8 protein-coding genes are annotated in these 7,909 nt (G+C 57.6%); 2 read left to right on the top strand and 6 right to left on the bottom strand.

Annotated features, from left to right (window positions below):
- The first annotated feature begins 959 nt into the window (after positions 1 to 959).
- Positions 960 to 1,898, top strand: a complete 939-nt coding sequence (locus F1735_RS31805; RefSeq protein WP_373888617.1) for a DNA-binding protein — start codon at positions 960 to 962, stop codon at positions 1,896 to 1,898.
- A 6-nt stretch (positions 1,899 to 1,904) separates the two neighbouring features.
- A complete protein-coding gene (locus tag F1735_RS31800; protein WP_167240802.1) occupies positions 1,905 to 3,083 on the top strand; it encodes a tyrosine-type recombinase/integrase in 1,179 nt (392 codons plus the stop codon).
- A gap of 11 nt (positions 3,084 to 3,094) precedes the next feature.
- Here F1735_RS31800 and F1735_RS31795 read toward each other — a convergent pair whose 3' ends face one another.
- From F1735_RS31795 to F1735_RS31770, 6 genes are all read right to left on the bottom strand, one after another.
- Entirely contained in the window at positions 3,095 to 4,189 is a 1,095-nt protein-coding gene (locus F1735_RS31795; RefSeq protein ID WP_167240800.1) for a hypothetical protein, read from the bottom strand.
- Between the two features lie 354 nt (positions 4,190 to 4,543).
- Entirely contained in the window at positions 4,544 to 5,530 is a 987-nt protein-coding gene (locus F1735_RS31790) for a ParB/RepB/Spo0J family partition protein (protein WP_167240798.1), read from the bottom strand.
- Positions 5,527 to 6,609 carry a ParA family protein gene (locus F1735_RS31785; RefSeq protein WP_166899010.1) on the bottom strand — a complete coding sequence of 361 codons (1,083 nt, stop codon included), beginning with the start codon at positions 6,607 to 6,609 and terminating at the stop codon, positions 5,527 to 5,529. Before F1735_RS31785 ends, F1735_RS31790 begins: the two co-directional genes overlap by 4 nt.
- Positions 6,610 to 6,856: 247 nt before the next feature.
- Positions 6,857 to 7,378 (bottom strand): hypothetical protein, encoded by a 522-nt coding sequence (locus F1735_RS31780; protein WP_167240797.1) that lies wholly within the window; start codon positions 7,376 to 7,378, stop codon positions 6,857 to 6,859.
- Entirely contained in the window at positions 7,341 to 7,577 is a 237-nt protein-coding gene (locus F1735_RS31775) for a hypothetical protein (RefSeq protein WP_167240795.1), read from the bottom strand. Before F1735_RS31775 ends, F1735_RS31780 begins: the two co-directional genes overlap by 38 nt.
- An 84-nt stretch (positions 7,578 to 7,661) precedes the next feature.
- A partial coding sequence (locus tag F1735_RS31770; protein WP_167240793.1) for a hypothetical protein occupies positions 7,662 to 7,909 on the bottom strand: 248 nt, incomplete at its 5' end.

Raw genomic sequence — 7,909 nt, 5'->3', positions numbered from 1 at the left:
ATTCTTCATCCATCTGGCGCAGGTCGAAATCAGTGAGAGGCGTGGGCTTTTTTAACAAGATTGCACATCATACATTGAACTGAGTTTCCAGGCAGAAAAATTGTCTGCGGGGAGGTGATTGGTTACGCGCCGACAGCTGGTTACGCTGGCACCGGAAGGCATTGTTAATAGGGCCATGAGCCGACAGAAAGCGGGCATTTTTATCGTTCATTAATATTCGATGCAAAAATATTTAAAGGTGAAGATATAGACAGCTCTCTTTCCCCGCATAAAAAGACCGTTCCTAGAGACGAGGCTTTACAATTTGCCGAACGGTTAAATGCAGCTATTGCGGCCGTTGGCGTTAGCCCCTCCTCCACTGCATTTGCAAAAGGCTTTAATCTTCGCGCGGACGGGGCAAAGATCACCTCACACGCTGCGCGTAAATGGTTGTTTGGAGAATCCATCCCTACGCAGGGACGAATACAGGTAATAGCGGCTTGGATGGGAGTGAACGCGGCCTGGCTCCGTTTTGGCGAGGGTGACCGTTATGCAAGTGCTCCGCTGGTGCTCAACGGTGAAGAGTTGGACCCGCAGTTGGTGGCGTTGATTAAGGATCTGCGGCGCTTGCCGGAGGATAGTCAAGCGGTTGTCCGAGGGTTGATTGACGTCCTTCTCAACGCATCGGTTTTCGGCAGAATGTAGTGGATAGGCGGGCTTGACGCTGTCGCCTTACGGGAACCTTGCTGCGACACTCCTCTCGCGGTTGTCTGTGGCTGTTGAACGCGTGATTAGAACCCTAATCACGCGTTGAGGAACGCCCGCCAGATCTCGGGTAAACCGCGCTACACTTGCTGCTCAAGAAAGGTATAAGGGGCGCTTGTTCTTCGTTGATTCATATCATATCATTCGTATCATATCGTATCATCACAAGCGGAGAACACTCGATGGGTAGAGAAGCGAGCATCACACTGGCCCAGGTGGCCGCCATCGCGGACGCGATGGTTGCGGCCGGAAGCACCCCAGCCTTGCGCACTGTGCGCGAGCGACTTGGAAACATGGGGAGCCTGGGCACCATCAGCAAGCTGTTGCAGCAATGGCGCGCTGATCGGGAAAAAAAGATCGCCAGCGCATTGACCTTGCCGGCGGGAGTGCAGCGCGCCATCCTGGAATTCATGGGTCAGGAACTGTCCAGCGCGAAAGCGGCGTTGGAAACAGAACTGGCTGAACAACAGCAGGAGGCGGCCGATCTCGCCACCGAGAATGAGCGCCAGGCTGCAGAGATCGAGGGCCAGGTCGACGCGCTGACAGCGCTCCAGGTGGAACTGGCTACGGTCCAGGGCAAAGCCGGTCAATTGGAACTCGACTGGCAGGCCGGCCAGGTCGAAATGGATCGCGAGCGCAAGGCGGCCGAGTCGGCGCGAACCGAACTGGCCAAGGCCCAGTTGCGCCTCGAGGCGATGCCGCGGCTGGAAGCGGATCTCGGCGCGGCGCGCGAGGAACTGGCCGTCGAACGCACGGCCCGCGTGGCGGCCGAGCAAGCGGCAGCGGTCACCGTAGCCAAGTTCGATGCAAGCGAGCGTCGCGCCGGCGAGATCGAGGCGCGCGAGCTGGCAGCCGTTGCCCATATCGCGGAACTGGAGCGGATGGCGCAGCAAGCGGCGCGCGAGCTGGCGTCGGCCAACATGGCTGTACAGGCCAGCCAGGCGCGGTTGGAAAGCGCAGCACGCGAGCTGGAGCAGGCGCGCGCTCTGGTGAGCACCGCCCGCAATGAGTCCAAGCGCGCCAGCGAGGAAGCGGCCGAGCTACGCGGCCAGATGCGTGCCGATACGCTCGCCACTCAGGATGGTGCCAAGCGCGCCGGCGAGAACCGCGAACCTGGCGAGCCTCGCGCAAAAACCCCGCCGTCCAAAAAGTAAGCACCTATGTCGATCCCCCTGCCCGCCCCCGCGCAGGGGGGTGACATCGAATCTGTTTTACTCGTGCCAGTGCCCCATCGGCCGCTCGCCGCCGGCGGCGCCCCTCCCTTCCCCTCCGGGTCGCTGACCCGCGCCATCAATGACGAAGAGCTGATTGCGCTTTGGCTACGCCGGCCGAATCTGTCGCCGCGCACCGTACGCAACTGCCGCAAGGAGGCCGACCGGTTTTTGTTCTGGATACGCGTTCACCGCAAGCAGCTCGCCGACGTGCGCTACGAGGACCTGCTGGCCTTCGCCGCATTCATCGCCGATCCGCAGCCTGCCGATCAGTGGATCGCCACGACGCGCTTTGCACGCGCTGACCCGCGCTGGCGTCCCTTTTGCCGCCCACTGGCCGACGTCTCCCAGCTGCAGGCGCTGACCGTCATCAAGAGCCTGTTCCGCTGGGCTTGCGCCGCCGAGTATTTGCAGGCGAATCCGGCCCAGCTGCTTACCGGCATGCGCGCGGTCGGCAGCGAAACCATCGAGCGCCACCTGCCCCCGGCCGCAATCTCTCTGCTGCTCGAAGCGGCCGACGTCCTGCAGGGCGACACGCCAGGCGCCGCCCTGCGGCGCGCCCGCGCGCGCTTCTTGGTGCAGGCCTACTACCTCACGGCCGTGCGCCTGAATGAACTGGTCGGCGCCGACATGCGCAGTATCCGGCGCGACGACAGCGGAGCATGGTGGCTGCATGTCCTGGGCAAAGGAAGCAGGCGCGGCAAGGTCCCTGTGCCCCCATCCCTGCTCGCCGAATTCCGCCAGTATCGGCAAGCGTTCGGCCTGGCCGCGCTGCCGGCACCAAGCGAAACGATATCGCTCGTGCTGGCGAGCCGCGGCCCCCAGCGCGGCGCCAGCCATTACGCCGTCGCCGTCGCCCTCAAGGCCGTGATCCGCCGCGCGCACGCCCTTGCCCTGGAAGCCGGCATGGCCGAGATCGCCGATCGCTTGGCGAACGCGTCGACGCACTGGCTGCGGCATTCCTCGCTGACGCACCAGGCCAACGGTGGCGTGCCGCTCAAGACCGTTCAGCATAATGCCCGCCATGCCTCGATCAAGACCACCGGACGGTATCTGCACAAGGACGACGTCGAGCGCCACGCCGAGACGCTCAGTGCTTTGCGTATCGACGTACCCCGGCCAAAATAACCCCCCAGCCATCACTCGATCACTTCGCGCAAATTGCCGTTTGCGACCCCTTTGTAGAGCCCGAGCATTTTTGCGCCACCGTACAACTCGAAGTGGCCATCGATGCGCACCTCGGCGGTGCCATCGAAAAAGCGCACCGCGATGTTCTTGCCGACGTGCTGGTAGCGCTTGTAGCGGCATTGCATGGCGATTGCCTTCAACGCCGCGTTAGGATCGGGTTCGTTCATGCGCTGGGCCTGGGCTGCCTTGGCAGCATAGTCAACCCTCTTCGCGTTGTGCAGCATCGCCAGGATGTAGCAGTACGCCCGGGCGGCATTGATGCCGATCTTGGCAAGGTAAGGCTTGGCGACCGCATAGACTTGCTCCAGCTGGTGGCCTGCTTGCTTCGCAATGCCGAGCAGCTTGCAGATGCCGGTTGGCGAAATGCCCGTTTCAGCGGGAATCATAGCGACCGCTGGTGGCAGGGTTGGGGGGTTGCCCTTCCGATTTTCTATCGAAATCTCCTGTAGATCTTTTTTTAAACTAAGGTCAACGTATATAGCACCATCGGACATTTCTGTCTCTTGGGGCGCCACCGGGCTCGGCTTTACCTGTGAGGTAGCTGCCGTCGGCTGTTCTTGCGGCGCGGCTAAAAGCTGCTGCTCGGGCGCTACGGCAGGTTCTGGCTGTGGCTGCGGCAGAACCTGCGCCGGCTCTTCTTGCGGCGCAGCTGGCTCGTGCGATGCCGGTGCTGCGGTTGGTTCCTGATGCTCCTGTCGCACTACTGGGGCCGACTGCTGTTGCGTCGAGGTTGGCCTCTGCTTCGTTATCGTAGGCAAATCCACTAAATCGCACAGGGCATGCGTGAAGACGTAGCGTCGTGACTCAAACACCCCGTACTCGGATCGTCCCTCACTCGCTGGGAGGACCCAGTCGTAATCCCGGAAGATGCGTACCGCGCGTTGCACGGTCTTATAGCTGACACTGGCCTCTGTCGCCATACGGTCGAGACGCGCGCGAATGACGGCAAGGCCGTTTTGAGCAGATGCCCTGGACACCAAGGTTTTGAGGACCAGAAGGGTACTTTTTGTCAATCGACGGAAGGTTGGGTGGGTTTCAACCCTCATCAAGGCAGCTTGTATAGCCGTTGGAAGATGCAAGTATGGCCGAGCGATATCACTAAGAGTTTGTGCGGGCACAATCTATCCTATCTGTAAGGCAAGCAGCCCTACAAAGTGTTTGACGAGCACACTACTGGGGTATAGGATGAAGGTTCTGAGGTTTCACCGTATCTGTAGTGTTCTAATTAACTGTTGTTAAGAAAGCCCGGCCTGCAAGCTGGGCTTTCTTTTTTGTAAGGTGCTAAATCAAGTTAGCCTCCAAGGAAAAAACGACAAACCCGGCTCTGGGCCGGGTTTGGTTTATAGGTAAACTCACGATTATTACCGGGTAATAAAGGATAAGTCATTGATTTCATTAGATTATGCGCCGCCTTCGGTAGCGAGTCTTCTCAGAAAATCATCGACTTTCTGGTGAACCTCATCACGGTCTAAGGATGTGTCCGCAAGGCGAATCACAATGTCCCGTTCTTTGGCCAGCGTAACGTACCGCGCGTCCCCAGTGGTAGTAGTGATGAAGTGGCGCACAAGCTTCTTGGGTTCGGTATTCTTGATGGATGCAAGCTTTTGGGCCACCCACCCTTTAATCGTCGCTTGATCCGCTCCAGCTTGGACTCGCGCTAAGGCTTCGAGAATGAGGTGGTGACTGCTCGGCTGTTCCTTCCACATCACCGTTACAACCTTCGCTGCTTTGGCTCCGATCAGCCCTGGATCGGCATCGAGCATTTCTAGCACAGGCTCGGGCAGGTCTAGCATCGACAGGCAATTTGAGACTTTAGGTTGTGAGCATCGAAATAGGCGAGCAACCTGAGATTGATTGGAAGCGTAGCCGTCCTTTAAGGCATCCCGGTACATCAAAGCATGTTCATACTCACACACCCCTTCAACTTCATTGTCGAGCATGCAGTCAAGCTTAGCCTCACGGTCTGTTCGCTCAACCACTAACGCCGATAATTGGGAAATGAGGCCATGTTTGGCCGCGTATTTTCGCGAATGCCCTTTGATGACCTCATACCGACCTGCCTGGACAATGCGGACAGTAATTGGAGTACGTTGGCCAGCCTCAAGCATTGACCCGGCAAGTTCAGAAATTTTTACTGGATCGTATTTTTTCCTGTATTGGAAAGGGCTGTCATCCAACAAATCTACATTGATGAGCGCCTCTCGGCCGACAGTGCTGGTTGCGGAGGACGCGGCCTCTGCTGCGACAGCAGCCTCACGTGATCGGCGCTCCTCACCACTTTCAAGCGAGCTTGCGTATTCTTGGGTTGTCGACAAATCAATTTTTGGTGTGATTTTCCCAGACGCAACAAGTCCTGAAAATTTCATGGGTTGTCGTTGCTTACTCATGCCACTACCTCGTCAACGGCCGGAGCAGCGCTTAATTTCACGTTGTACAGCTTGATAAGAGCTTTTGTTACATCAATGATATCGCGTGAGCCTACGCTGTTCGGTTCCTTTTCGAGCACGGGCGCTGACTTCGTGTAGTCATCAAGGTCCGTTTCCCGCAGAAATCCTGCAAAATCGCGCACGATGGTATCGTTTAAGTAGGCAGAATACTTGCTCCCCAATTTCTCCAGTGCATCAATGTGCGACTTATACGTCTGGCGGTATCGGTTAGCGATGATATGCAACCCCAGGGGCGGCGAGTTCCGCCGAATCGATTGATTAATTTCGCGAATGTTGGATTCAAGCACCTCCAAGGCCAGTACCGATTGCGCTTCCGGAATGACAACGGCAGTGATGATGTTGCACGCTGCCATAAAGACGGTTGTGAGCAAGGAAGTCCCAGGAGCGGAGTCAATGATAATGACCTCGTACTGCTTGAAAAAATCAGATTCCTGTTCCATTAGACGCTGAAAAAGCGTCTCGCGACCCATGGCGGAAATCATCCACGAATCGTTGGCGAGCGTAATATCAGCCGGGATGAGATCGAGCATTCCACCGGAGTAAACGGGCACGACAGCATCGCGAATCTTGGTCGGCTGGTTCCTGGAAGCGCGCTCTAATAGCGTACCTATATGAGTAAGCGGAAGATTAATGTCGAAACCGAGTTGCTTGCTTAAGGAGCCTTGTGGATCTCCATCGATAACCAAGGTTTTATAGCCAAACTGCGCGAAGCACGTCGCGGTGTTCGAGCTGATGGTTGTTTTACCTGTTCCGCCTTTGGACATGCGAAAGTTGACGACTGGAGGCAATTCTCTACATGCCTCGGCAATTAGGCCGGGCAATAGCTTTTGCCGAATGCGTCTAATCTCTGTCGCATGGTACGTTTTGTGCGCTCCCCCCGCAGAAGCGGGCGAGCTGTCGCCTGCCACTTCCTTCGCTAGTTCACGAAATTTCTTGTCTGCCCCAGTGAAACCAATGAACTCCTTGGCAAGCTTGAGGCGAACACCATGGAAAGGGCGCAGTACATTTTCAGCAACCATTGTGGGCTTTCTAATTTCGAGGGTATGAGCATAATATTCGGCCGCAATCCTAATTGCAACCAATTTTCCGAAAAATTAGGAAGTGGTCCAATAGGGGGGTCTAGTCTTTCCTAAAAGATCTAGAGCACAAGAAACAGTATTAGCTTTCTTAATCGGTGTTGACCAAGTCGGGAATGTCGATGGACGACACCCCCTGTGGCAGTGCCCGCACTTATTTCGAGCAGGCACTGCCGGCTCGGCGGGTCGGCTATTCGTCGAGAATCTCGTCCAAAGCATCGAGCCAAGTGGCGCCTGGCGCAAAGGTGCGCAAGACAGCGCGGGTGCCTTTCGTGCGCACCACCATGGTTGGATTGCGGCCGGGGTCGGCCGGCTTCCAAAGCACCGACACCGCCCAGCTAAGTCGGTCGGCGTTGCGCTGTTGGGCATGCAGCACGATGCGCATGTGGTCCAGTACCGCAAGAGGGTTGAATTCGATGTGCGGTGCGATGCCTGCTGCGGCGCCGATGCGAGCGCACAAGTTTTCGAGGTGCTCTTCAGCGGTGGTTTGGCCAACCTCGGCCAGCTGGCCGCGAATGCTGCCGACACATGCCTCGGCCTGTGCTTCATTGATGCCGTCCGTTGAGGCAATTGCCTCGACCAGAATGCTGGCCGCGCGGTCCATTACGGTCTGTTGAATCGCGACGCGTTCACTTAGTGCGGCGATGTGGTCGGCGGCCGCGTCGGCGGTCGGGTCATTGGCGAGGCGCAGTCGCGTGATCAAGTCGTTCATGTCGTGGTGTGTAAAGGTCGAGATAGTTGGCGATGGTGGTGCCGAGATCCTTGCGGTAGCCGCCCAGGGTGAGGGCGGTCATTGCAAAGCCGTCGTTGCCGACAATGGCAAGCAGCTCGAGCAGGATCTGTGCGCCATCAGGAAAATTCGCGCACGCCACGCAATGGGCGGCGTGGCGGCATGCGGATGTAGTTTTCATATGCGCGGTCTTGTAGAGCGAGCCACGATCGGAGGGCCAGGTTCAGCGCCGCGACGTGTGTGGCGATTCATGCGGACAAAGCCTTTACGCTGGCGTGTCGTCAGAGGGCAATGGCGTAATAACGGCTGTCGGATCGATGGCTTTGTAGGCCGTCATCAGCGATGCGGGCATGGTGCCGTCCTTGTTCGGCGTCGCGTACAGGACAACAGTGCCCGTGTTCGGCGTAAGCGGAATGACGAACGCGGCGATAGCGCAGATGTCGTGTTCCTTCAATAACTGTTCAATGCGTCCCCACAGTGGATCGATTTCATTCTGGAACACTTTTTGGACAC

The organism is Massilia genomosp. 1, from assembly GCF_011682185.1.
Taxonomy (GTDB): Bacteria; Pseudomonadota; Gammaproteobacteria; order Burkholderiales; family Burkholderiaceae_D; genus Telluria_A; species Telluria_A rubra.
The sequence above is the reverse complement of the archived record's forward strand: the minus strand, read 5'-3'. Positions and strand labels throughout refer to the sequence as shown.